We start from the raw sequence: 22,096 nt of genomic DNA, 5'->3' as shown, positions 1-22,096 counted from the left end.
CACTCGCAGGATCAATGGGCGTGCTCGGCCGAGCCTTTGCCCAACTCGGACTTGAGGATGAAACTGCCAACCGTCGCCACCTGCTCGCCGGCGTCCAGGCCCTGGCGCACTTCGACATAGCCGTTTTCACTGACGCCCAGTTCAAGATGACGGGTGATAAAACCCGCTGGGGTGCGCACGAACACCGAGGGTTTGTCCTCGACAGTCTGGATAGCGGCCTGCGGCACGGTGACCTTCGCTTGCGTGGTGTCGGTAGCCAATTGCACGCTGACAAACAGCCCTGGACGCCAGACAGCGTGCGGGTTGGGCACGCTGACGCGCACGGTGGCGGTGCGCGCCTGCTCGCCGAGCAAACTGCCGACATAGGCCACAGTGCCGCGTACCTCGGTGCCCATTTCCGTGGAGCTGACAGTCACCGGTTTGCCGACGCGAACCTGGTTCAGGTCCTTGGGAAACACGCCGAACGTGACCCACACCTGGGACAGATCCGAGAGGGTCAAGGCATTGCTGGTTTCACTCACCACTTCGCCGACGCCCAGGTGTTTTTCCACCACCACACCGGCGAAGGGCGCACGCAGCTCATAGCGATTGCCGCCCACCCGCACGCGGCTGCCGCCGAGGGCAGCAATCTTTTGGCGGGCATTGTTCAGGGCGATTTCGGCTTCTTGCAGGGCCTGGCGCGCCAGCAGGTAATCCTGCTCGGCGGAAATTCCGTCCTGCCACAACTGACGCTCGCGCTGGAAGGTGGTACGCGCCAGTTCAAGCCGCCGCTCGCTGGCGGCCAGTTCGCTGCGCTGATCGGAAATCTGCTGGCTGGCGATCACTGCCAACAGCTGACCTTTTTCCACTGATTGACCGAGGTTGACCGTCACCGCCTCCACGACACCGGCCGCACGCGGCACGATATGCGAGGTGCGGTCCTCGTCGAAACGCACCTCGCCCGGCAGTGTCAGCAGCGTGTTGATCGGCCGCGGTCGGGCCTGATCCAGTTGTATGCCGGCGGCCTCGATTTGCTGCGCGGTGAGTTCGATTGCGCGCTCGTCTTCGTCCGCGTGTGCAACGCTCGAAAGCAGCAGGCCCAGGACGACGGCAACCATCACGCCGTGTTTGTTGTGCATGTAGAACTCCCGAAAAATCAAAAAAGGGTGAGGTCGCCGTAAATACGTTCGAGGCGCAACCAGGCGTCAGTGGCCTGGGCCGTGGCGGCCAGGTATTGGGTGCGCGCGGCGATCAGCGTGCGTTGGGCGTCGAGCACATCGAGGAAGTTGAACTTGCCCATCTCGAAGCCACGGCTGGCGGCGTCCACCGCGCGTTGAGCGGCGGGCAGGATCTGCTGGTTGAAGGCGCGCACTTCGCTCTCGGCGGTTTGCCACAGGTCCAGGGCCTGGCGGGTTTCGGTGCGCAGACGCAGTTCGGTGGCGTTGCGCAGGTCACGGGCCTGGTCCGCACGGCGCGTGGCAGCAAGCACATTGCCCTGGTTGCGGTTGAACAGCGGGATCGGCAGGGATACGCCGACCAGGTTCACCCGCTCGCGCACGCTGGCGTCGTATTGGCTGCCGATGGACACGTCTACATCGGGAATACGTTGGGCTTTTTCCAGGCCCACATTGGCTTCGCTTTGCATGATCTGCAGCTCGGCCAGGCGCAGTTCAGCGGTTTGTTCAAGGCGCGCGAGCAATTGCGCTGCGGACGGCAACGCCGGTGCGGATTGGCTTGGCGGGGCAACGGACTCGAAGTCGGTGGCGGCGTTACCGGTGCTGGCCGCCACGCGTCGATAAGCGTCGGTGAGGTCGATGCGCGCGCGGTTGAATTCCAGGCGAATTTCCGCCACCTGCACCTGGGCGCGGGTGGCTTCCACCGGGGATGACTTGCCGGCGGCGACGCGGCTGTCAGCGACCACCAGGCCGCGTTTGGCCAGGGCCAGGGAGCGTTGTGCGAGGTCGAGGCGTTCCTGGGCGCGAAGGGCGAGGTAATAGCTGTCGATCACATCGGCGCGCAACGTGTTGCGACGCTGTTGCAGGGTCAATCCTGCGGCGTCCTGGGCGCGAGAGGCCACGTCGATGCGCGCGCCGCGTTTGCCGCCCAGTTCCAGGGTTTGGCTGAGGGTGACGGTGGTGGTGCGGCTGTTGCGCCGGGTGTCTTCGGCCTCCCAGGAGGCGACCGGGTTGGGGATCAGCCCGGCCTGTTGGCGACCGCCGGCGGCGATGTCGATTTCCCATTGCTCGGCGGCCAGGTCCGGGTTGTTGGCGAAAGCGGTTTGCAGGGCGGCATCGAGCGTCAGGGGTTGCGCCTGGGCAGCGCCGATGGCCGCCCACAGCAGCGTCGCCCCTATGAGTTTTTTAACGAAAATTGCCATAACGAGAGTTCCACGACCATAAAGTCCAAGCCCGGAAAAGGTAGCGGTCGCGACTTATCAGGGCGGTGGAGCAACGATTACAAAGTCGACAGCAAGGGCTCTGTGTCAGGCGTTATCAGGTATGCTTTTCAACCAAGAAATATAAAGAAACAATTTCCCTAACCTGTTCGATAAGGAGTCCCATCTTGGAGTTATCGACTGTCGCGTGGATGGTTCACGACACCCGCTTGATGTTCTGCGTACTGTTGGCCATCGCCAGCATCATCGTGCTGATCAGTGCGACCAAGTTGCCGCCGTTCCTGTCGATCCTGATCGGCACCTTTATCGCCGGGGTCGGCGCCGGGCTGCCGCCGGAGGAAGTGGCCAAGGCCTTCAGCAAAGGCGCCGGGGCGATCCTGGGTGAAGCCGGGATCATCATCGCCCTGGGCGCGATGCTCGGCGCGCTGATGGCCGAGTCTGGCGCAGCCGACCGCATCGCCACGACCCTGCTGGGGTTGGGCAAGGGCAAGTCATTACCGTGGGTGATGGCGCTGGTGGCGATGGTGATCGGTTTGCCGCTGTTTTTTGAAGTGGGCCTGGTGATGATGGTGCCGATCATCTTCGTGATGGCCAAACGTTCGAACCAGCCGTTGCTGAAAATCGCCATCCCGGCGCTGGCGGGCATGACCACCCTGCACGCCTTGATGCCGCCGCATCCGGGGCCGCTGATCGCGGTGGGCGCATTGCACGCCGACCTGGGCCTGACCATGTTGCTGGGCTTTTGCCTGGCGGTGCCGGCGGTGATACTTGCCGGCCCGATCTATGGCAATTGGCTGTCCAAGCGCCTGCTAGTGGATGAACCGGCGGACATTGGCGCACTGTTCAGCGCCCCGCCCAAGGCCCCGCGCCAGCCAAGTTTTGGCGTGTCGTTGCTGATCATTCTGTTGCCGGTGATCTTGATGCTGGGCAGCACCTTGGCCAAAGTCGCGCTGCCGGCGGAAAATCCCGTCGGCCTGACCCTGAAGTTCCTCGGCGAACCGCTGATCGCCCTCGGCCTGGCGGTAATCGCCGCCGTGATCTGCCTGGGCTGGGCCGCCGGCATGCCGCGCACCGACGTCGGCAACACCCTGCGCAAGGCCCTCGCGCCCATCGCCGTGCTGCTGCTGACCATCGGCGCCGGCGGCGGCCTCAAGCAAACCCTGCTTGACGCCGGCGTGAGCCAGACCATCAGCAAAGTCGCCGAAGGCGCACACATGCCGTACCTGCTGCTGGCCTGGCTGATCGCCGTTGCACTGCGCCAGGCCACCGGCTCGGCGACCGTCGCGACCACCACCACGGCCGGTATCCTCGCACCGATGATGGCCGGGTTGGCGGCCACCCAAAGCTCACTGGTGGCGCTGGCAATTGGCGCAGGCTCGGTGTTCTTCTGCCATGTCAACGACGCCGGGTTCTGGATGGTGCGCGAGTACTTTGGCTTGCAGTTGAAACAGACGATCTGGGTGTGGTCGGTGTTGCAGACGATTGTGTCGGTGGTCGGGTTGGTGGGGACGTTGGTGCTTTGGCATTTTCTGACTTGACTACCCCTAGGCAGCCAACGCGTGGCGCTTGCCAAACAGCGCCACACTCCCCACCCCCACCGCCCCCATCACCACGCAATACCCCACGCAAATCCACGGGCTGGTGGGCATCAGCGCGATCAGCATCAGCGGCGTGGTGCTCGCCCACAGCGCATAGGCAATGTTGTAGGTGAAGGAGATCCCCGACACCCTTACCTGCGCCGGAAACAGCCCGACCATCACCGACGGCACCGCGCCCACCACGCCGCAACTCAAGCCCGCCACGGCATAGGCCGCGCCCAACCAGACGCCGCCGCTGATCAGGCTGGCGTACAGGATAAACACCCCCACCGGCAGCAACAGGCTGTAGACCAGTACCGCGCGCCAGGCACCGATGCGGTCCACCAGCAGGCCGGCGAGCACGCAGCCGATGTTCAGGAACACGATGCCCAAGGCGCTCAAGGCGAAGGTGCGGCTGGGGCTCATGCCGAAGGTTTTTTGCATCATGGTCGGGGTGATGACGACGAGGACCACCACGGCAGAGGTGAGCACGCAGGTGAGAATCATCGCCGGCAACAACACCGCGCGGTGGTCGCGCAGTACGGTGCGCAGCGGCAGCTCAGCGGCTGCCTGGCGGCGCGCCTGCATTTCGAGGAACACCGGGGTTTCGCTGAGCCAGCGGCGCAGCCACACGCCGATCACGCCGAACACACCGCCGAGCAGGAAGGGAAAACGCCAGGCGTAGTCGAGGATTTCGGCGGGGGTGAAGATTTGCGCCAGGCATGTTGCCGTCAGTGCGCCGAGCAGGTAGCCAAATGTCAGGCCGGCTTGCAGGAACCCCAAGGCATAACCCCGATGATGGCGTGGTGCGTGCTCGGCCACGAAGGTCCAGGCGCTGGGCACTTCGCCGCCCACCGCGGCGCCTTGCAGCACGCGCAGCGCCAGCAGGATCAGCGGTGCGAAATAACCGATTTGCGCGTAGGTCGGCATGATCCCGATCAGCAGGCAGGGCAACGCCATCATCAGGATGCTGAGGCTGAACACGCGCTTGCGTCCCAAGTGATCGGCAAAGTGCGCCATCAGGATGCCGCCCAACGGGCGCGCCAGGTAGCCGGTGACGAAGATGCCGAAGCTTTGCAGCAGGCGCAGCCACTCGGGCATTTCGGGCGGGAAGAACAGTTGGCTGAGGGTCAGCGCGAAAAACACGAAAATAATGAAGTCGTAGATTTCCAGGGCCCCGCCCAGGGCGGCCAGGCCCAGGGTTTTGTAGTCGGAGCGAGAGAAACGCTGCGCCTGCGGGGAAAAGGTGGCAGTCATGGCAAGGCTCGGCAGACAAACAAAAATAGCGTGCAGGTTATGAGCTGAGCCGGGTGATGGCAATCGCGGCAGATATATTTGTTTTCCTCATGGATCGATGAAGATAACTGCATTCCCATATCAATTGACGTGGAGGAACATGCGCGAAAACTGCCGCCACCCTAATAATTACAAGAGGTATATCTCGTGGCCGACGCTATCGAAGAAAGCCGCTATGCCCGTTTTGCTCTGCGCTGCTCCAATTTCGCCGAGCGCTGGTTCCCTGACTCCTGGGTATTCGCCGCGCTTGCGGTGATCATCGTCGCCGTGGCGACCCTGGGCATGGGCGCCGCACCGACCGACGCCGCCAAGGCGTTTGGCGATGGGTTCTGGAGCCTGATCCCGTTCACCATGCAGATGGCCTTTGTGGTGATCGGTGGATACGTGGTCGCCAGCTCGCCGCCGGCAGTGAAGCTGATTGACCGCCTGGCGCGCATCCCGAAAAACGGCCGCTCCGCCGTGGCATGGGTAGCGTTGATTTCCATGGTCGCCTCCCTGCTCAATTGGGGCCTGTCCCTGGTGTTCGGCGGCTTGCTGGTACGTGCGCTGGCCCGCCGTACCGATTTGCGCATGGACTACCGCGCGGCCGGTGCCGCGGCTTATCTGGGCCTCGGTGCCGTGTGGGCGCTGGGCTTGTCGTCGTCGGCCGCGCAGTTGCAAGCCAACCCGGGCAGTTTGCCGCCGTCGATCTTGTCGATCACCGGGATGATCCCCTTCACCGAGACCATCTTCCTGTGGCAATCCGGCGTACTGCTGCTGGCGTTGATCGTGGTGTCGCTGATCATCGCCTATGCCACCGCGCCCGGCCCGAACAGCGCCCGAGACGCCAAGGCTTGCGGTGTCGACCCGGCCTTCAACCTGCCCAAGCCACAAGCGCCGAGCCGCCCCGGCGAATGGCTGGAACACAGCCCGCTGCTGACGATTTTGCTGGCGCTGCTGGCGGCCGGTTGGCTGTTCCATGAGTTCTCGACCAAGCCGGCAATCAGCGCGATTTCGGGGCTCAATACCTATAATTTCCTGTTCATCATGGTCGGCGCACTGCTGCACTGGCGCCCGCGCAGCTTCCTCGATGCCGTGGCCCGTGCGGTGCCGACCACCACCGGTGTGCTGATCCAGTTCCCACTGTACGGCTCGATCGCCGCACTGATGACCGTGGTCAAGGGCGGCGACGGCCAGACCCTGGCGCACCATATCTCGACCTTCTTCACCTCCATCGCATCACACGATACCTACGCGCTGCTGATGGGCGTGTACTCGGCGGTGCTGGGCTTCTTTATCCCGTCGGGCGGCGGCAAGTGGATCATCGAAGCGCCATACGTGATGCAAGTGGCCAATGACCTGCAATACCACCTGGGCTGGTCGGTACAGATCTACAACGCCGCCGAAGCGCTGCCGAATTTGATCAACCCTTTCTATATGCTGCCGCTGCTGGGCGTGCTGGGGCTGAAAGCGCGGGACTTGATCGGATTTTCGTTTGTGCAGTTGCTGGTGCACACGCCGTTGGTGCTGTTTTTGTTGTGGGCGCTGGGGACGACGTTGAAGTATTTGCCGCCGGTGATGCCTTAGAAGCAGCGAAAAGCTTCAAGTTGTCAGCTTCAAGCTTGCCGCTTGAAGCTCGGGACTTGAAGCTGCCTTAATTCCGTCACATTGCATTGCTACCGTCCTGCGAAATATCTTGCAACAACTCGCCAAGGACTCTCCGCAATGAGTGATGAGCACGAAGACCGCCCTTCCTCCGATTCCGCCATCCAACCGGCGGTAGACACCAGCCGTCGACGCTTCCTCGGAGGCGCGGCGGTGCTGGGGGTTGGCGCGACCTTGAGTGCCTGCGGCAATACCAGCGAAACACCGGGCAAACCGGTGACGCGGCCGCTGACCCCACAAGAATTGGACAAAGCCCTGCGCGACCAGGTGAAAACCGTGGTGGTGATCTATGCCGAGAACCGCAGTTTCAATAATTTATTTGCTGACTTCCCAGGCGTTGAGAAACCACTGTCGGCCCTTAAGGCCAACGATTACCAGCAACGCGACCGCGATGGCAGCGTCTTGTCCACCCTGCCCCCGTCCTGGGGCGGCGTACTGCAGGTCGGCCCGCAAACGGTGGACGGGGTCACGTACCCCAGCGAAGTGCAATTTCAGGACAACCTGCCCAACGCGCCCTATGCCCTCAAAGGCCCGAATGGTGAAGACCTGCCCTTGAGCCTGGTCACCCGCGACCTATGGCACGTGTTTTACCAGAACCAGATGCAGATCAACGGCGGCAAGAACGACGGTTTTGTCGCCTGGGCCGATTCCGGCGGCCTGGTGATGGGCCATTACGCCCAGAGCCGTTACGCCCTGCGCCTGTGGGACGTGGCCAAGGAATTTGTGCTCTGCGATAACTTCTTCCAGGGTGCGTTCGGCGGCTCGTTCCTGAACCATCAATACCTGATCAGCGCCACCGCACCGGTCTACCCGAATGCCGCGCAATCGGTGGCCAAGGCGCAGATCGCCACGCTGCAAAGCGACGACCCGACCGACACGCGCCTCAAGCCTCTGGAAAAATCCCCGGCCAGCGCCATGGCCGGCCCGCCGCAGTTCGGCCCCAGCGCGTTGACCCCGGACGGTTACGCCGTGAATACCCTGGCCCCGCCGTACTGGCCGACCTGGATTCGCGACCCGGAAAAACCGGACTACGCCAAGGCCGACCTGCCCAACGTGCTGGTGCCGCAAACCCACGAGCACATCGGCGACAAGCTGTCGAAAAAGAACGTGGACTGGGCCTGGTACGCGGGCGCCTGGCAGGCGACGCTGGATCAATTCAAGGACTCGGGCGGCATCCCGAAAATCCCGAATTTCCAGTACCACCATCAGCCGTTCAACTATTTCAAGCAACAGGGGCCCGAGAACCGCGCCGAGCGTAACAAGCGCCTGCGCGACGCCGGCCTGGGCGATGAGTCCAGCACCAACAAATTCTTTGCCGACGCACAGGCGGGCAAGCTGCCGGCCGTGACCTTCTACAAACCCCAGGGCAACCTGAACATGCACGCCGGTTACGCCGACGTGGCCTCGGGCGACCGCCATATCGCGCGCGCCTTGAAAGTGCTGCAGGAAAGCCCACAGTGGAAAAACATGGTGGTGGTGGTGACGGTCGATGAAAACGGCGGCTGGTGGGACCACGTGGCGCCGCCCAAAGGCGACCGCTGGGGCCCAGGCACACGGGTTCCGGCGCTGGTGGTGTCGCCGTTCGCGCGAAAAGGCACGGTGGACCATACGGTGTACGACACTGCGTCGATCCTGCGTTTGATCACCCGGGTATTCGGGCTGGAGACCCTGGATGGCCTCAAGCAGCGCGATGATGCCATGACTGCACGCGGACAGAAGCCCATGGGCGATTTGACTAATGCGCTGCTGTTTAACCTATAGGACGCTTATCCAATAGCGACATGCCCGGCGATTTAGCACGCGGTTTTCCTGGTCAACCGCTACTGTGTGGGAGGTGGGCCTTCAACCCGCGCAGACGGGCTTTCGCTGACAAGGAATCAATTATGTTCAAACCGACCAGGCTGTCCCTAGCCCTGGCCGCACTGATGGCCAGTGCGGTCGTACAGGCGGACGTCGAAGTACCCCTGGGCAGCACGCAACGCGTCACCCAGTTGTTCGCTTATCCCAATAATTGCAACGTGATCTGTTTTCGGCCCTGGACGCTGGAGCAGACTGCCGAGCATTACCTGAACCAGAGTGTGCAGCGCGACGGCTACAGCCGAGCCAAGGTCAGCGTCAAGGTCCATGAGGGACAGGTAACGGCCACCTTCAGCGGCGTGCCCGACAATTATGGCCAGCCCCTGACGATGCTGCTCGATACCGCCGACCTCGCCTACCAGGGCGCCAGCAAACTCAACAGCGATGGCAAATGGGCCTATAACTGGTACCTGTTCCTGCCGTTGGGCATGGCCCTGGAAAATCGCAAGAGTATTGAGTTGCTGCACTTCCCACCGGACTACTCGCTGACCCAGGCCCAGGATTATCTGGAATCCAAAACCACCGACCGCTGGGCCGCGTTGCTCACCGACAACGGCGTACCGATGGCCGAGACAGCGGCCTACCAGACCATCATCGATATCGCTCCCATCGCGGCGCCGTCCAACGCGGGCAAAGACCTGGAGGGTGTCTACAGCTATTTCACCGATTACCAGACGCGCATGGTCAAGGAACTGAGCCTGCGCCCCACCGGCTCGTTGCCGATGGTGGCGTTCGGCGCGCCGGTGCGCAACTGGATCAAACAGCAATACGGGCAAACCGTAGGCGTACTGGGCCTGGCGCAGATCAGCCCGGAAACCGGCAGAAGCGTTTCGGTATTGGGCTCTAACCATCCCAGCTATATCTGGTATGCCGCCGACCCCGCGACCTATGAAGGCAACGAGCAAAAGGCCGACGATGCCGGCTTGAAGGTGATGGGCCAGGATTTGAGCGCCGCTTGCTGGCAGGCGGGAATGGGCCAGAAGCCGGCGAGCGACCCGAATGTACTGCTCAAGGCCTGCATGAACACCTGGCAAGTCACGCGCAAGGAGCAGACCTGCGAGTTGTTCTACACCTCGGTGCGCGAGCTGAGCCCGGAGCAGGCGAATGCCAAATGCGCTACGCCAGCGATCAAAACTCAGTTGAAACAGCTGAAGAACGCAGCGCCAACCCCCACAATCACGGTTCCAGCGCTATAAGCCGCACAAAAAACGATCGACTTCTACTGTCATATTTGACAGTAGAAATCGGATCCAAGTTAAGCGAGTCTTGAGCTGAGTCCATCCGCTGCAAGACTGGAAGTCAAGCACCACTCGCAGGTCGATGCAGCCTAACCAAGGAGAGTTATGAAGACTCGCCCCCTGGATAAGGCCAATACCGCTGTCAGTGACTGTCTTTACCCCTTCAAGACGCTGTTGATTGAACACGGCTACCCGTCGACCGAGTTATTTCGGGTCGTGCCGACCGCGGCTGACAAGGAGGGTGGCATCAAGGCTCGCCGAGCCCTGGACGGGCGTATACGCATCGCCAAAGTCTCCGGCTATGCCGTGGGCGAACGCCGTCTGCACACGCTGCAGCTATCGCCACGCATCCACTTGTACGATTGTTGGTTCTGCGGCCGGTTGCAGCATTCCTGCAACCCGAATGTATTCTTCGACACCACCTACCTGGAGCTTTGGACCCTGGTGCCCATCGCCGCCGGCGCCCTGCTGACCCTGGACTACGCCAGCACCGAGGACGCCCTGTTCCGGCAGTTCGCCTGCCAATGCGGCGAGCTGAACTGCCGGGGCTGGATCACCGGCAGCCAGGAGCCGTTGAACGCCGAGGGGCAGGCGTTCATGGCTCAGTGGCGGATGCGCAAACGGCCTTAGGCTTCGCCCAACGGGCGCAGGCGATATTGCGGCGGCAATTGCTCGAAGCCACTGATGGTCGTGTTCAAGCTCTTCCAGCGACCATCCTTGATGCCGTAGATGCAGCCATGGATCGACAGGCTCTGCCCACGGTGCCAGGCGTTTTGCACAATGCTGGTATGACCGACGTTGGCCACCTGCTGAATCACGTTCAGCTCGCACATGCGGTCCACGCGCTCCTCTTCGGTTGGCAACTGAGCCAGCACGTCGCGGTTTTCGTAGTAGAGGTCACGGATGGTACGCAGCCAGCCGTCGATCAGGCCGAACTGGCGGTCCTGCATCGAGGCCCGCACGCCGCCGCAGCCGTAGTGGCCGGTCACGAGGATGTGTTTGACCTTGAGTACATCGACCGCGTACTGGATCACCGACAGGCAGTTGAGGTCGGTGTGCAGCACGACGTTGGCGACGTTGCGGTGTACGAACAGATCACCCGGCAGCATGCCGACGATCTCGTTGGCCGGTACGCGGGCATCGGAGCAGCCAATCCACAGGTATTCCGGGGTTTGCTGGCGGGCGAGCTTGGCGAAGAATTCGGGATCTTCCTGTTTGATCGCATCCGCCCAGCGTTCGTTGTTATCAAGCAGGTCTTGTAGTTCGTTCATCAGGAAAGCCTCAGGAATGATGCGCAGGTGTGTGACTGACGACCCGTCGTCCGGGTCACGCCGAACGCCAATCAGCTTGAATCTTTGGGTAGCTGTGCCTGTCCACACACTATATGCCCCACAGTATGAGGATTGGCCATGACTGAATCACGACGTCCCTACGGCGCTACCCAGCCCGAACCGATTGATGACAATGAAGACCGCATGGGTGAGATGCGTGAGCTGGATTTTGACGAGCAGGACCAGACAGCGGAAATCGGCGACGAACTGCCGCGCCGCGAACGCGACCATCTGATGCCCGGCGAACGGGTACGCGAGGCTGGGCTGACCGGGGCGTCGACGGATGACCATGAGTCGACCGATGACGATATGAGCCCGGAAACGCTGATCCATGAGGACGGTGCGCGGGATGCGCGGGAGGAAGGTGAAGATAACGCGGCGGACTATGACTTGAGCGTCGTTGGTGAAGATGACATCGGCGGCGGAAACGGATTGGATGAGGCCGAGCTGGCCGATCTGGACCCGCTCAACTGCAAGCGCTGATTGAAATGTGGGAGGGGCTTGCTCCCGATAGCAGGGGTCAGGGACTGATAGGTCACTGATACACCGCTATCGGGAGCAAGCCCCCTTCCCACATTGGCGCTGTGTTTAATCGACGAGCGTGCAAGCCATGACCACCGCATCTTCGCGGCCACCGACCGCGGGGTAATAGTCCCGCCGACGGCCAATCTCGTTGAAGCCATAGCGCTCATACAGGCGAAACGCGCCGGTATTGCTGTCACGCACCTCCAGGAAGCACTCCCGAGCGTTCGCTGCGTAAGCGCGGGACATCAGGTGCTCCAAAAGCGCCAGCCCCAGACCACGCCCCTGGTTTTCCGGTTTGACGGTGATGTTCAGCAGGTGCGCCTCATCGAGGATGATCTGCACCACGCCGTGCCCCACCTGCTGCTCACCTTCGAACATCAGCCAGATCTGGTACTTGCCCAGCCCGTCGAGAAAGATCCCGCGCGTCCAGGGATGGCTGAACGCCGCGTATTCGATTTTCAGCACGGCATCGAGGTCGGCCTCGGTCATCGGGCGGAAAGATAAAGCCTCACTCATCGGTTGTTTTCCAGCGCGCCATCAGCCGGCGCATGGCTTGCCAGACATCAGCCTTACGCTGTGGCTCTTCCATTAATAATTCCAGGCCCGGCAGGGCCCACACCGAACCCAGGCCTTCGACCTGCAGCTCGCGGTACCAGGCTTCGGCATTCGCCTCGCCGGCAAACCGTACGGCGGGCAGGCCGATCAGCCACAGGCACACACAGGGTTCGTCTTCCAGGCGCGCCGAAACAAAACCCTGTACAAAATCTCGCGCCGCTTCGGGGCCCTGGTCCATGTTGCCGCGTACCAGCAGCGGCCAGCGCACCGGGTCGCCGACAATTTGCGGGCTGTCGGGCAGGCCGGCGGCGCGCAACATGTCTTTGAGCAGCATGTAGGCAGGGTCGCGGGTCTGGAAACGCTCGCCGGTGGGCAATTCCACCAACAGCAGGCAGCGACCGGCGCGCAGCAATTGCAGGGCAAAGCGCGGCGGCGGCACGACGGGCGCCTTGACCACCGTGACAGCCTCTTCGGCAACCACAGGCTTGGCCACGGCGGACGGGCGCGGCACCTCGATCCTGGCCCGCTCGACCACCGGGCGCGCCTGGGGCTCAGGCTTGACCAGCGCCACCGGCGCGGCGGCCTCCTCGCCCGACGACTCGAACGCCTCATAGGGCTCAAGCGCCTGCAGCAGCTGCGGCCGCGACGGCGCGGCAAACGGCAGTTCAGTGCGGGGCAGCCAGTTGACCACCTGCATGGCGGTCAAGTAAGCGCGACGTCGGGACTCGATAAGCACAGCTCGGCCACTTGTGGATAAGTTAAGAGCGAGGATTCTACCGCTGTTCGGTAACAATCGCCCACTGCGCACTGACCGGCTGTGGATAAATCCCGCGCCTGATGCAGTACAATCGCGATTTTTAATCGCCAACCAGCCGGCCATTCCCATGATCGAACCCAAGCGCGTCCTGCGCGCCCTCGCCGAACACTGGGCCTTACTTGAGCCACTGTGCGAACACTTCGACCAAGGCACCCTGAGCCTCGGCGAGCTGCGCGCGCAACTGGCCGCCCAACAATTGGACAGCACGCCCCAGGACATCACCAGCCTGCTGGACGTGTGGATCCGCCTGGATATCCTGGTGCCCGTCGCCAAGAGCCCGAACCGTTTCGAGCTCAACGCGCAAATCCACGACTTCCTGGCGTACCTGCGCAAGGAGCACCGGCTCGGCCTGTGCCTGGAGATTGAAGCCTACCTGCGCCACCTCGAGCGCCTGGCCGGTTATATCCAGGATGCCTTCGACATCCGCGACGGCCACGACCTGGCCCGTCAACTGCGCCTGTTGGACATGCGCGTGCGCGATGTACTGAAAAAGCTCGCCAACGACGAACAGGCCCTCGCCGCCGTGGCCGACCGCGCCAAGACCAGCGACCGCCAGATCCCATTGCGCCAGCGTTACGCCGAAGTCCTGGCAACCTGGGACGAATACGTCGAACCAATGATCCAACTGGTGAACGCCGACGGCGCCTTCGAGCAAGGCGTGCGCAAGGTGGAAAACGTACTGCTGCGCATGCTCACCGAGCAGCAGCGCCTCGGCCACCTGGTGGATGACGACATGCTGCTGCGCACCCACGCGCGCATCCTCGAAATGCAGACCAGCGCCCAGTTGACGTTGCGCCATGCGCGGGAGCTGCTGCTGCCACTGCGTGAAGAGGCGCGCCGGCACAATGCCGTCACCCGTGGCGCAGCGCTCGCCTTATCGGCCATCCGCCGTAAAGGGCTGGATGCGGTCCCACAGGCCGCGATGCCGATGTTCACCCGACCGCAAAGTACGTTCCTCGGCAGTGCCAGCCAGGTCGAAGCCTATGTGTATGCACTGGCGAATTTCGAGCCGAAACCGGCGCGTTTTCCCAAGGCGCACAAATCCCACAAGGGCGAAGCCCAGCGCGCGCCGCGCACGGTCAAGGAAATGCTCGAGCGCTGCGAAGACGCGCTGCCAATGCCGGACCTGATGACCTGGCTGCTGGAGCAGGAACCGGACGGCGCCACCGACGAATTGCTGTACTGGTTCTCGCGCCTCTCGCGGGAAAAACGCTTCAAACGCGAACGCCTGGAACGCCGCGACTACCACACACACGAGCATCAGGTCAGCCTGCGCTCATTCGCCCTGCTCCCGGCCAGCCCTGATGCGGCCGAGACTTCTGCGAGCACCCCTTATGCATCTTGATCTTTCCGAACTGTCCCAGCTGGCGCCGATCTTTCGCGAGCTGTTCAAGGGTTACCACGTCAGCCGCCGTGATCCGGAGCTGTACACGCAACTGTCGAACTTCCAGGACCAGTACCGCACGCTGTTCAAAGCTCTGGGCTTTGAGCTGGTCTGCGATACCCGTGGTTTCTACTATTTCGTGCCGGACTCCGCCATCGCCAGCGCGCAGGTGAACAAGACCGCCCAGCGCCTGGCGCTGTTCACCTTCATCATCGTCGAGCACCTGGCCGATCAGGGCCGTGACCCGATCGCCGTGCTCGACGGTGGCAGCCTGGGCCGCGATGAGTTGCCGTCCCTGCTGGAAAAATACCGCGACCTGTTTATCCAGGCCGAAGTGCAGACCCAGGAAGAACTCGAAGAAAAAATCATGCGCCGCATGACCCAACTGGGTTTTGCCAGCGAAGACAGCGGCATCTATCGCTTCCTGCCGCCCATGCACCGTTTCCTCGACGTGTGCCTGTCGGTGCAGCAGGACCGTGACCTGGCGGCCAGCGTGCACAGTGTGTTGCCGTTGCCTGCGCCAGTGATCATCGACGAAGACAGCGATGAAAAACTGCTGAAGACCGATGACCCGCTCGACTTGAGCGACTTTGCAGACGAAAGCGAAGAAGACGCCCTGGCCCGCGCCATTGCCGAAGAACAGGAGACCGATGCATGAGCAAGGAACGCTACGGCATCCGCCGCTTCGCCCTATTGAATACCGCCGGTTACAGCCTGGGTTTGTTCCCGCTGGAAGAACCGTTGTCGGTGTATGGCGCCAACAACCTGGGTAAATCCGCGTCGATCAACGCCTTGCAGTTCCCGATCCTGGCGCGCATGTCGGACATGAGTTTCGGCAAGTACACCCTGGAACAATCGCGGCGCTTCTACTTTGCCACCGACACCAGCTACATCCTGGTGGAAGTCTCCCTGCCACACGGCCCGCATGTCATTGGCGTGGTCGGTCGCGGGCCGGGCGGCGGTTTCGGTCACCAGTTCTTTGCCTACGCGGGCAAGCTGGACCTGGCTCACTACCAGAAGAACGACACCTGCCTGCGTCAGAAAGAGCTGTTCACCAACCTTGAGCGCGAAGGCCTGAAAGCCTACGAACTCAAGCCCGATGAACTGCGCCGTTTGCTGGTCGGCGGCCACACGTCAATCCCGCTGGACCTGACACTGATCCCGTTGCGTTCCACCAGCGAACAGAGCCTTAAGACCTTCCGCGCGCTGTTTATCAACCTGCTGCACATGCGCGAAATCACCGCGGCCAAGCTCAAGCAATTGTTTCTGGATGCCTTCGAACACAGCCTGCGTTCCGGCAGCGTGGATTACATCGCCGCATGTGAAGAAGCCTTCCGCGATGTACGACGCATGGAACAGGACTACAACTCACTGGTCGCCGCCGGCCCGTTGGTCGAAGCACTGGCCAATGGCGTGAAACAGCGCGACATCCTGCGCGGCAAACTGCATCGCCTGTCGCCGCTGCTGGATTCGCTGCTGGGCACCTGGTCGGACTACGCAAGTGCACGCAAGGAGGAGCTGACTATCCAGGCCGAGCACTACCGCAACGAGCAGGACGCGCTGCAGAACGACCAGCGTGGCGGTACCCAGGAGCTGATGCGCCTGGAGCGCGAAATCAGCGGCATCCAGCGCTGGCTGGGCGAGCTGTCGGTGCTCAAGCATCGCTTTGCCCTGGTCGATGACGTGAAAGTGCTGGAACAGCAATTGCTGGCGGCCAAGGATGCTCACGATGAACTCGCGGGTGCTCTGGCACAGTCGCGGCAGTTCAGCGCCGAAGATCTGGACGAGCGTCTGCGCGACCTGGAAAAACGGTTGAAGTCGGTCAGGCAGCAACTCGATCACGCGGATAACAACAGTTACGCCAAGCTGCGCGAAGAATTCTCGCAGCAGGATGTCGAGCGCCTGATGCGCCTGTTCAACAGCGCGTTGTTCAGCCTGCCGTTGGGCGAGCATGGCATCACGCTGGATGAGGACGGCCAGTGGGTCAAATCCCTGGAGCAGATCCTCGATGGCTTCAAGGGTGAGCGTTTTGAAGTGCCGGGGCTGTCCATCGACATCTCGCACATCGAGCCGCCGGCATTGCAGGCTCTGGCGGACCGCGCGGCCTTGCGTGACCAGAAGGAACGTCTGGAGAAAGAACTCAAGCAGCTCAAGACGCAGCAGGCGGTAGCGTCTGACCGCGCGGCGAGCAAGACCCAGACCGAAGCGCTGTATCAGCAAGTGCTGGATGCGCAAAAGGCCCTGGAAGACTTCCGTCGCGCGCAAACCCTGAGCGCCGAAGAAGGCGAGAAGCTGGAAAACCTGGCGCAGATGGAAGCGGCGCAGGATGAATTGAAGCGCTCCAGCGACGCCTTCACCGAACGCGTCCAGCAATTGTCGGCCAAGCTGCAACTGGTCGGTCGCCAGATCGGTGATATGGAAGCCAAGCAACGAACGCTGGATGACGCCTTGCGCCGTCGCCAGTTGCTGCCGGCGGACCTGCCGTTCGGCACGCCGTTCATGGACCCGGTCGACGATTCCATGGACAACCTGCTGCCGCTGCTCAACGACTATCAGGACAGTTGGCAGGGCCTGCTGCGCGCCGATGGCCAGATCGAGGCGCTGTATGCTCAGGTGCGTCTCAAGGGGGTGGCCAAGTTCGACAGCGAGGACGACGTCGAGCGCCGCCTGCAACTGCTGATCAACGCCTATGCACACCGTACCGACGAGGCGCTGACGCTGGGCAAGGCACGCCGCGCAGCCGTCACCGATATCGCACGGACCTTGCGCAATATCCGCAGCGACTACGACAGCCTGGAACACCAGTTGGCGTTGTTCAACCGCGAGATCAACAAGCGCCAGGTGTCCAACCTGCAAAGCTTCCGCATCGTACTGGCGCCGAACAAGGAAGCGCTCAAGCATATCGACCAGATTATCCACAGTGCCGGTCAGTATGAAGAAGGCGAAACCCTGTCGGTATTCGACCTCAGCCAGAGCGCCGAACAGGACAACAAGAACGAAGAAGCCAAGGAATACCTTGCTCGCCTGGTAGCCGCCAACCATAACCAGTTGGGCCTCAAGGACTTGTTCGAGTTGGCGTTCGAAATCACCAAGGTCCACGGCCAACCAGTGATCCATACCGACATCGACGGCGCGGCCTCCAACGGCACCACCATGACCATCAAGGCGCTGACCAACATGTACTTGTTGCTGCACTTGATGGACCGCGACCAGGCCGGGCGCGTGCGTTTGCCGTACTACCTCGATGAAGCGGCAGACATCGATGAAAAGAACCAGGCAGCGCTGTTGGAAACCAGCCTGCAACTGGGCTTTGTGCCGATTCTGGCCAGTGTGAAGCCACAGGTGTCCGCCCAGGTGGCGATCGACCTGGAAGGCGGCAGCGGGCCGAACGGGATCTACATCGATGAGGCGGACTGGAAGTACATCCGTCGTCACGATGTGGTGAAGGCCACTGTGAATGTGCAGGCGGATGAACCGGAGCTGGATGAGGTTTAATTTTTTCCGCTGAAACGCAAAGGCCCCTGGGGAGAATCCAGGGGCCTTTTTTGTGTCTGTGCCGGTCCCATCGGGAGCAAGCCCCCGATGGCGGCGCCTGGGTCTACTTACCGAGCGGAATTTTAGGCGCCCAGGTCAGCCATTCATCTTCAAACTTGTCGAACAGCGGGAAGGTCTGCTGCGGTCGCGCAGCATTGCCCATGCGCTCGCCGTCCGGGGTGGCAAAGGCAATGCCACCGGCGACCAGGGTTTCCAGAGACTCAGTGCGTACGGTCGCGCCTTTGAATAAGCCGAAGTCCAGGCCAAACCCACTGGTGTTCCAGAAGCGGCTACCGCTGCGCACCAGCGGCGCGTATTTGGGCTCGATCAGGATGTGCACCAACACGCGGTCGGCGGTCTGGCCCAACTCGTAGCCGGTGACTTTGCCCACGGTGACTTCGCGGTAGGTGACCGGTACGCCCTCTTTCAGCGATCCACGCCGCGCGGCGCTGAGGACCAGGCTCAAGCCTTGTTCCTGATGGACGGCTTCGGGCGGTTGGTCCAGGGCGACGAAACTCTTTTGTGGGCCTGCACTTTTCGCTGCTGGCTGCACTTCGATGTACTGACCGGTGACCAGGGTTTCCAGGTTGGAAGTCTTCATCAAGCCCAACTCAGGCTTGACGACCCAGAACTGAGTGCCGACGCGCGCAATACGGTCCGCCACTTGGGTAATACGTGCACTGAGCAGCACCGATTGCATGTCGGCACTGAGGTCGACGCTTTCGATCTTGCCCACATCCAGGCCTTTAAAACGCACGGCAGTGCCAGGGCGCAGACCATCAGCGCGGTCAACCTTGAGAGTGATCAGCGTACCGTGTTGATTCGCGGCCTCGCGGTCAGCAAACAGGCGGAAACGCGGGATGCGCTTTTTCAGCGGTACGTTTGGCTCCGGCGTTTCAAAGGCGATGCCCCCGGCCATCAGGCTGGCCAGGGATTCACTCTTGACCTGGATGCCACCAGTAAGACCTCCGGTCAGCGTGACACCGCTGGCATTCCAGAACCGCGTTGAGCCGTTCACCAGGTTTTCGTATTCCTTCTCGATGTGAACACCGATCACCAGTTGCTTGTTCTTACGCGAGAACTGGTAGCTCTGCACCGAGCCGACCTTGACCTGTTTGTAGAGGATCGGACTGCCGACATCCAAAGACCCGAGGCTGTCGGTGAACAGCACCATGTGCAGGCCCGGGGAGCGCAGATCCAGCGGTGGCGCCTTGGCGCGGGCCACATATTCGCGCTGGGGTGCAGTCCCTTTGTCACCCGGACGAACAGCGATGTAGTTACCTTTTACCAGCGCTTCCAGGCCTGTGATGCCGGCCAGGGAGATGGAAGGCTTGACCACCCAGAATTGGGTGTCCTGTACCAGATAGTCTTCGGCCAAGGGGTCGAGGGTCAGCTCCGCGTTGGCGCTGGAGAGGTCCGGGTCTATCTTCAGGGTTTTGAGGGTACCGACCTGGATGCCTTTGTACATCACCGGCGTACGTCCAGCCTGCAAGCCCTCGAAGTCGGTGAGCTTGACCTTGACGCGGATGCCGGCGGCGGCGGCATCGAAGTCTTCGTACAGACGGAAGGGCAGGCTCGGATCGGTGGGTGGGCTGTCTTTGCGGTTTTCGGGTGTGGCGAAAGCGATACCGCCAGCGACGATGCTGGAGAGTGATTCGCTGCGCACTTTTACGCCGGACAGGTTGGCGTCGATGCTGATGCCGCTGGCGTTCCAGAAGCGCGTGTGTTTACGCACCAGGCTGGCGTAGGTCGGCTCGATGTAGACCTTGATTTCGACGGTGCTCTGGTCCTCGGACAGCAGGTAGCTTTTGACCTGGCCGACCTGGATCTGTTTGTAGAACACGGGACTGCCACGGTTCAACGAACCGAGACGGTCGGCCTTGATGGTCAGGTGCAGACCGGGTTTGGCGTCCGATAACGGCGGTTCCTCGGACAGCGCCTTGAACTTGCGTGTCGGCTCGCCATCGCCAGGGCTGGCGGCGATGTAGTTACCCGAAACCAGGGTTTCCAGACCGGTGATGCCGGCAAGGCTGACACTGGGCTTGACCAACCAGAAGCGCGTGTTGGTCTTGAGGTATTGATCGACATCCTTGTTCATCTCGATGGTGGCGATCACCCCGCGATTGTTGCCTTCGTCGTCCAGGGCCAGCGCCTTGACCTTGCCCACCGGCATGCCTTTGTAGACCACTTCAGTCTTGTTGACCTGAATACCTTCGCCGCTTTCGAAGCGCACCTGGATCTCGATGCCCTGTTGTGAATAGGCGCGCCATCCCAGCCAGCCACCGATGATCAAGGCGATCAGGGGCAACACCCAAATGGCCGACCAGTTGGAAGCTGGGCGTGTTTTAGCTTTAGGCAAATCACTCATGGTCGTCGTCCGACTCCGTGTTATCCCAAATCAGTCGGGGATCGAAAGTTACTGCGGCAAGCATCGTCAAGATCACCACACTGGCGAACGCCGCCGCACCGAGGTTAGCCTCGACGCTGGCAAGCCGTCCAAAGTTTACGACCGCCACCAGAATGGCGATCACGAAGATGTCCAACATGGACCAACGTCCAATGAACTCGATAAAACGGTACATCACAATACGTTGTTGCGCGGACAGCGGTTGGTGACGCTGCACCGAAAACAGTAGCAGACCAATGCCCACCAGCTTGAATGTCGGTACCAGGATACTGGCGATAAATACGACAGCGGCGATGGGAAACATACCGTGCTGAACCAGTTCTATCACCCCGGACATGATGGTGCTGGGGCTGCCCTGGCCGAGTGAATTGATGGTCATGATCGGTAACAGGTTGGCGGGGATATACAGAATCGCGGCGGTGATCAGCAGGGCCCAGGTACGCGTGAGGCTATTGGGGCGACGTGCATGCACGAGCGCACCGCAACGGGTGCAGGTCTGCTCGTCCGCATCCGGTTCTTGTTTGTTCAATTCATGGCATTCGGCACAAATCAGAATGCCTGCATCAATCGCCCGCATGATCATCCTCTCCTGAAAGCGCTTGCCAGATTTGGTGGGGCGACATCACCACCTCAAGCAGAACTTGAACCATTAATAAACTGACGAAGCAGACCAGACCCAGGCCTATCGTAATGGAGGCCATGTCGGCGAGTTTGACGATCGCCACCAGCACTCCCATGAGGTAGACCTCCAACATCCCCCAATCTTTCATGTGATGGTAAATGCGGTATAGCAGCAGACCGTAACTTCGCCCGATCTTCCAACGGATGCTGAGTAGCACGGCCAATTGACACAGGAGCTTGAGCAAAGGAATCGCCATGCTGCACAGGAATACGACGGCTGCAACGCCTTGCATGCCGGTATCGAACAAGCCGACTACGCCGCTCCAGACGGTGTCCTCCGAGGACTGCCCGAGTAGATTGAGCTGCATGATCGGAAGAAAGTTCGCAGGGATGTACAACAACAACGCGGCGAGCACCAAGGCGAGACTGCGCTCCACGACATTGTGGCGGTGAGCGTACAACTCGTAACCACAACGTGGGCATTGGGCTTTTTCACCGAGGGCGAGCGCGGGTTTACGCATCAGCAAGTCGCACTCATGGCATGCCACCAGATCGTCCAGTGGTAGATCCGATACCTCAATGGCATCAACTGGATCGGGCATAGATAGGGCTCGTACTCTAAAAAAGGTTAGGTGCCTATTCTAGTGGTCTGTTTCAGAAATAACTGTGCAAATTTGTCGGGGATAATCGTCGTGCAGGCCGACGAGCGAACCTCTCAATACTTTCCGAGCGCCCAAAACAAAACCCCACCTGCTTTCGCAAATGGGGTTTCGGAATTTAATCTTGACGATGACCTACTCTCACATGGGGAAACCCCACACTACCATCGGCGATGCATCGTTTCACTTCTGAGTTCGGGATGGGATCAGGTGGTTCCAATGCTCTATGGTCGTCAAGAAATTCGGGTACTGAGTCGTGACCTGATGGCCTCGCTTC

At 61.3% G+C, this 22,096-nt stretch carries 18 protein-coding genes and 1 rRNA gene; 9 read left to right on the top strand and 10 right to left on the bottom strand.

All coding sequences use genetic code 11. From position 1 onward, the window contains the following. Nucleotides 1-11 precede the first annotated feature (11 nt). Nucleotides 12-1,118 (bottom strand): efflux RND transporter periplasmic adaptor subunit, encoded by a 1,107-nt coding sequence (locus PSH66_RS03540; RefSeq protein WP_305428366.1) that lies wholly within the window; start codon nt 1,116-1,118, stop codon nt 12-14. A gap of 17 nt (nt 1,119-1,135) precedes the next feature. Continuing rightward, nucleotides 1,136-2,356 carry a TolC family protein gene (locus PSH66_RS03535; protein ID WP_305428365.1) on the bottom strand — a complete coding sequence of 407 codons (1,221 nt, stop codon included), beginning with the start codon at nt 2,354-2,356 and terminating at the stop codon, nt 1,136-1,138. 185 nt (nt 2,357-2,541) lie between these two features. Between PSH66_RS03535 and PSH66_RS03530 the strand changes: the two genes are divergently transcribed. Further along, entirely contained in the window at nt 2,542-3,912 is a 1,371-nt protein-coding gene (locus PSH66_RS03530; protein ID WP_042944133.1) for a gluconate:H+ symporter, read from the top strand. 6 nt (nt 3,913-3,918) lie between these two features. Here the strand turns inward: PSH66_RS03530 and PSH66_RS03525 are convergent, their stop codons facing one another. Further along, nucleotides 3,919-5,208 (bottom strand): MFS transporter, encoded by a 1,290-nt coding sequence (locus PSH66_RS03525; RefSeq protein ID WP_003171548.1) that lies wholly within the window; start codon nt 5,206-5,208, stop codon nt 3,919-3,921. Between the two features lie 186 nt (nt 5,209-5,394). Between PSH66_RS03525 and PSH66_RS03520 the strand changes: the two genes are divergently transcribed. The 4 genes from PSH66_RS03520 (at nt 5,395) to PSH66_RS03505 (ending at nt 10,616) form a co-directional block, all read left to right on the top strand. Next, the gene (locus PSH66_RS03520; RefSeq protein ID WP_003171547.1) at nt 5,395-6,813 is read left to right on the top strand and encodes a short-chain fatty acid transporter; all 1,419 of its coding nucleotides are present in this window, start codon (nt 5,395-5,397) and stop codon (nt 6,811-6,813) included. A gap of 138 nt (nt 6,814-6,951) precedes the next feature. Further along, the gene (acpA, locus tag PSH66_RS03515; RefSeq protein WP_305428364.1) at nt 6,952-8,652 is read left to right on the top strand and encodes an acid phosphatase; all 1,701 of its coding nucleotides are present in this window, start codon (nt 6,952-6,954) and stop codon (nt 8,650-8,652) included. A 122-nt stretch (nt 8,653-8,774) separates the two neighbouring features. Then, nucleotides 8,775-9,944, top strand: coding sequence for a hypothetical protein (locus tag PSH66_RS03510; protein WP_003171545.1), 1,170 nt, complete (start codon nt 8,775-8,777; stop codon nt 9,942-9,944). A gap of 147 nt (nt 9,945-10,091) precedes the next feature. Beyond that, complete coding sequence (locus tag PSH66_RS03505; protein ID WP_205491637.1) at nt 10,092-10,616, top strand: SET domain-containing protein-lysine N-methyltransferase; 525 nt, start codon at nt 10,092-10,094, stop codon at nt 10,614-10,616. On the opposite strand, the gene can is transcribed toward PSH66_RS03505, so the two are convergent. Continuing rightward, nucleotides 10,613-11,257 carry a carbonate dehydratase gene (gene can, locus PSH66_RS03500; RefSeq protein ID WP_003188288.1) on the bottom strand — a complete coding sequence of 215 codons (645 nt, stop codon included), beginning with the start codon at nt 11,255-11,257 and terminating at the stop codon, nt 10,613-10,615. The two genes, PSH66_RS03505 and can, sit on opposite strands and share 4 nt — an antisense overlap. Nucleotides 11,258-11,395: 138 nt before the next feature. Here can and PSH66_RS03495 point away from each other — a divergent pair, with 138 nt between their 5' ends. Continuing rightward, nucleotides 11,396-11,800, top strand: a complete 405-nt coding sequence (locus tag PSH66_RS03495) for a serine kinase/phosphatase (RefSeq protein WP_305428363.1) — start codon at nt 11,396-11,398, stop codon at nt 11,798-11,800. Between the two features lie 105 nt (nt 11,801-11,905). Here PSH66_RS03495 and rimI read toward each other — a convergent pair whose 3' ends face one another. Both rimI and PSH66_RS03485 read right to left on the bottom strand, forming a co-directional pair. After that, complete coding sequence (rimI, locus tag PSH66_RS03490) at nt 11,906-12,358, bottom strand: ribosomal protein S18-alanine N-acetyltransferase (RefSeq protein ID WP_003188286.1); 453 nt, start codon at nt 12,356-12,358, stop codon at nt 11,906-11,908. Then, on the bottom strand, nt 12,351-13,094 hold the full coding sequence (locus tag PSH66_RS03485; protein WP_205519801.1) for an energy transducer TonB: 744 nt from the start codon (nt 13,092-13,094) through the stop codon (nt 12,351-12,353). Before PSH66_RS03485 ends, rimI begins: the two co-directional genes overlap by 8 nt. A gap of 187 nt (nt 13,095-13,281) precedes the next feature. Between PSH66_RS03485 and mksB the strand changes: the two genes are divergently transcribed. The 3 genes from mksB to mksF are packed head-to-tail and all read left to right on the top strand — an operon-like array spanning nt 13,282 to nt 18,093. Next, nucleotides 13,282-14,559: an Mks condensin complex protein MksB gene (mksB, locus tag PSH66_RS03480; RefSeq protein ID WP_003171539.1), complete on the top strand. Its 1,278-nt coding sequence runs from the start codon at nt 13,282-13,284 to the stop codon at nt 14,557-14,559. Continuing rightward, entirely contained in the window at nt 14,549-15,256 is a 708-nt protein-coding gene (mksE, locus tag PSH66_RS03475) for an Mks condensin complex protein MksE (RefSeq protein WP_003171538.1), read from the top strand. The genes mksB and mksE overlap by 11 nt, the downstream gene beginning before the upstream one ends. Beyond that, nucleotides 15,253-18,093 carry an Mks condensin complex protein MksF gene (gene mksF, locus PSH66_RS03470; RefSeq protein ID WP_003171537.1) on the top strand — a complete coding sequence of 947 codons (2,841 nt, stop codon included), beginning with the start codon at nt 15,253-15,255 and terminating at the stop codon, nt 18,091-18,093. The genes mksE and mksF overlap by 4 nt, the downstream gene beginning before the upstream one ends. 103 nt (nt 18,094-18,196) lie before the next feature. Here mksF and PSH66_RS03465 read toward each other — a convergent pair whose 3' ends face one another. From PSH66_RS03465 to rrf, 4 genes are all read right to left on the bottom strand, one after another. Next, nucleotides 18,197-20,500 (bottom strand): PqiB family protein, encoded by a 2,304-nt coding sequence (locus PSH66_RS03465; protein WP_305428362.1) that lies wholly within the window; start codon nt 20,498-20,500, stop codon nt 18,197-18,199. Then, a complete protein-coding gene (locus PSH66_RS03460) occupies nt 20,493-21,116 on the bottom strand; it encodes a paraquat-inducible protein A (protein WP_305428361.1) in 624 nt (207 codons plus the stop codon). Before PSH66_RS03460 ends, PSH66_RS03465 begins: the two co-directional genes overlap by 8 nt. Further along, complete coding sequence (locus PSH66_RS03455; RefSeq protein WP_003171533.1) at nt 21,103-21,762, bottom strand: paraquat-inducible protein A; 660 nt, start codon at nt 21,760-21,762, stop codon at nt 21,103-21,105. Before PSH66_RS03455 ends, PSH66_RS03460 begins: the two co-directional genes overlap by 14 nt. A 179-nt stretch (nt 21,763-21,941) precedes the next feature. Continuing rightward, nucleotides 21,942-22,057 (bottom strand): 5S ribosomal RNA (rrf, locus tag PSH66_RS03450). Nucleotides 22,058-22,096: the final 39 nt, after the last annotated feature.

This window comes from Pseudomonas sp. FP597 (genome assembly GCF_030687435.1).
Lineage (GTDB): Bacteria > Pseudomonadota > Gammaproteobacteria > Pseudomonadales > Pseudomonadaceae > Aquipseudomonas > Aquipseudomonas lactucae.
Note: the sequence above shows the minus strand (reverse complement) of the source record. Positions and strands in the feature narration are given on the sequence as shown.